This window comes from Parashewanella hymeniacidonis (assembly GCF_016900895.1).
In the GTDB taxonomy this organism is placed as follows: Bacteria; Pseudomonadota; Gammaproteobacteria; order Enterobacterales; family Shewanellaceae; genus Parashewanella; species Parashewanella hymeniacidonis.
Genome location: NZ_JAFEUN010000218.1, coordinates 1 through 2,815 on the forward strand (window position 1 = coordinate 1; position 2,815 = coordinate 2,815).

Annotated in this window: 5 protein-coding genes; 3 read left to right on the forward strand and 2 right to left on the reverse strand. The window is 36.2% G+C overall.

What is annotated here, in order from left to right; translation table 11 throughout:
• Positions 1 to 237 precede the first annotated feature (237 nt).
• Both JQC92_RS21655 and JQC92_RS21660 read right to left on the reverse strand, forming a co-directional pair.
• On the reverse strand, positions 238 to 549 hold the full coding sequence (locus JQC92_RS21655) for a helix-turn-helix domain-containing protein (protein WP_205001606.1): 312 nt from the start codon (positions 547 to 549) through the stop codon (positions 238 to 240).
• Between the two features lies 1 nt (position 550).
• A complete protein-coding gene (locus JQC92_RS21660) occupies positions 551 to 865 on the reverse strand; it encodes a type II toxin-antitoxin system RelE/ParE family toxin (protein WP_205001610.1) in 315 nt (104 codons plus the stop codon).
• Between the two features lie 94 nt (positions 866 to 959).
• Here JQC92_RS21660 and JQC92_RS21665 point away from each other — a divergent pair, with 94 nt between their 5' ends.
• From JQC92_RS21665 to JQC92_RS21675, 3 genes are all read left to right on the forward strand, one after another.
• Positions 960 to 1,205, forward strand: a complete 246-nt coding sequence (locus JQC92_RS21665; protein WP_205001607.1) for a type II toxin-antitoxin system CcdA family antitoxin — start codon at positions 960 to 962, stop codon at positions 1,203 to 1,205.
• Positions 1,205 to 1,522: a CcdB family protein gene (locus tag JQC92_RS21670; RefSeq protein ID WP_205001608.1), complete on the forward strand. Its 318-nt coding sequence runs from the start codon at positions 1,205 to 1,207 to the stop codon at positions 1,520 to 1,522. The genes JQC92_RS21665 and JQC92_RS21670 overlap by 1 nt, the downstream gene beginning before the upstream one ends.
• 1,036 nt (positions 1,523 to 2,558) lie before the next feature.
• The coding region (locus tag JQC92_RS21675) for a DUF2375 family protein (protein ID WP_205001609.1) at positions 2,559 to 2,815 on the forward strand (257 nt) is incomplete at its 3' end.

A 2,815-nucleotide genomic window follows, 5' to 3' on the forward strand; every position in this document is an offset into this window, starting at 1 on the left:
TTCTGGAAACGCTCACTAAAAACAAATTTGCTTTTGATATTTATCACCAGAGTTGGACTTCCTGCTCTGGCGAGCTCGCTTGTATTTGTGACTTTAGATCATATAGATCTGATCAGTCCCATTATTTGATTCCTATAATCCCCTAATTATGCCTGTTTTTATACTCTTAGTTTTGAAACAGCTCTCTGTATCCATTAGACCACGTCACTCTGCAGCACTATATGCTTTAGGGCTTATTTATATGGGGAATCCATGACTAGAACCATCAGGCATTTCAATATCTATTCTCAATTTACAACCAGCTGCTTCGACATATCTTTTAAGGGACTTTAGCCGAACATCTTTCCCCTTTTTTTCTAAACTAGCGACAGTAGGTTGCTTTACTCCCATAGCATCAGCTATTTGAGTCTGTGACAACTGAATCAGTTCACGAAGCTCAGCTAGACGCAGATCAAAAAGCATATCTTCAGTTTTTTCTTGCGCTTTTTTCAGCACTTCAGCTGATAGCTTTTTATCTAGTTCACTGAGTGGGTTACTACGTTTAGTCATGTTAAAGCTCCTCTAAGTGATGCTCATATTCTGAATCAGCGATTGGGATCATTTTTTTATAAAACCTCTTATCACCAGTTTTATCTCCTGTACATAAAATGATCCCTGTTCTTTGTGGATCAAAAGCAAAAAAGACACGCAATGGTTTACCATTACTTTGGACTCTTAGCTCTTTCATATTGCGATGCTTTGAACCATTGAGGCTATCTGCGTGTGGAAGCTCCAATTGTGCACTTTTTGCAACTAAAAGCCCTAAAGAGGCACGAACATTAATTTGATCAGATGTATCAAGACTAAGAAACCGATCATCGAATATTAGCCTTGTTTATAAGGTAAGCAATAATAATTTGATTAGAGCCAAATCTAACTTTATACTTAATGCGCATGAATAGTACGCATAAGGTGAGATTATGAGAGCTGTATATAACACACAAGCCCCGAAAAAAGCCGCTAATTTAAGTTTGAATAGTGAGTTACTGGGAGAGGCTAAACGCTTGGATATAAACCTTTCAGCAACTATGGAAAAGGCACTTATTCAGGAAGTAAGTAAAAGACTAAAAAATGAGTGGTTAGAGCAAAATAGTGAGGCCATTGATGCTTGTAATACGTTTACTGAAACTCATGGTATGTTTTCTGATTCTCACAGAGTTTTCTAATGTCACAATTTACTCTATACCAAAATCCAGACAAGCACACTTCTAAGGCATATCCGTACTTTGTTGATGTTCAAAGTGAACTCTTGGACTCATTAAATTCTCGATTGGTCATTCCTTTAACGCCACTGGATTTATTGGATCAAAAAGCACCGAAGAATCTTTGTCCAATCATCCATATTGATGAAGGAGATTTTGTTATTTTGACTCATCAGATGGCCAGTGTGTCAACGAAGCTATTACGTCATCCTGTAAATAAACTGAGCGCTTTTCGAGATGAAATTATCGCAGCAATTGATTTTTTAATTACAGGTATTTAACCGTCTCTCGTAATCGTATTAAGCTCAGGTTTTGAATATGTATTCATACAGTTTAAGAACTGTCAAAACGTGTCAGGGGTCAATTAAATCATGTCAGAAAGTGCGCGAGATCCGTATTTAACTCATTGTTTTATATAATCCCTAAATTACTCGATTTGCCAGTTTTTTATATTTGCCGATTTGATAAAAAATTATTATAAAACAATCGAATAAGGTTCATAGTATTCGTATGATGGGGTGTCAGGGGTCGGAGGTTCGAATCCTCTCATACCGACCAATTTTCTTGTTGATTTATAAGGAAAAATTAAGCTTTACCGTACAGCTTTAAATTTTTACTCGCAAAACTCCCGCAAAATACTCGCAAAACCTACCCCTGTTTTTGTGAACTTAGGTGATCTTTAGCCTTAAAAATCTACCCAATATCATCATACAGTTAGCCATCATTATTGGCTTAATTTTTCGGTTTGAGCTGAAAAAATGAATGTCAGCAGCAAGCTCGGCTTTGAATTTTTAAAAAGTGGGGTAACCGAGGTAACCATTTATTGAAAATCGCTAACAACCACGCAATACAAGGCTTCTAGCAAATCGGTAAAAGTAACCAAAAAGGGAACCTCCATGTAACCAGTTACATTTAAAAGTTGCACTTTAGATAAAACAGAAAACCTTTATTTTTCAATGAGGTCACTAATAGAGTTATATAAGGTTACATAAATAAGTAACCAATTAAGTCGTGTTGGATCAATTGGTTAGTATAGGTTTTATGAGTGGTTACTTGGGTTACCTGTTTTATTTTGATTGTGCAAGGGCTGAGTGTTTGGGAGTGCATTTGTATAATGAAAAACTGTTGACTGGGGCAATGTGCTCAAGCTTGTTATGCACCAGAGATCAATACTGATTAACTAAAAACTATCAGGATGCTGTTCAGAGTCGTTTTACATAGACGGAGTGTACGATAAATAAGCAAGTAAATTTTAAGCTATTGCTTTAGTATTTTTTTTGAGTAAATGATAACTGTTCTCATGGATAGAGATGATAATTGAAAAATAAAACAGTGACGGTTCTTTATTATTCAGAACCAACCAGCATTGAAGTCAAAGTTAAAACTTTTAAAAACCTTCCGTATGAAGCTCAAAATAAAAGAGTTAAGTTGCCAGATGATTTTAAAGCTAACAAGCTTTTGTCGGATAAACGACACCTGTTACCAGATGCCGTTCTCCTAAGAACCGTACGTGCAACTTTCACTGCATACGGCTCAAGCCTCCACAAAAGCTTTAATGTTACCCAGCAACTTCA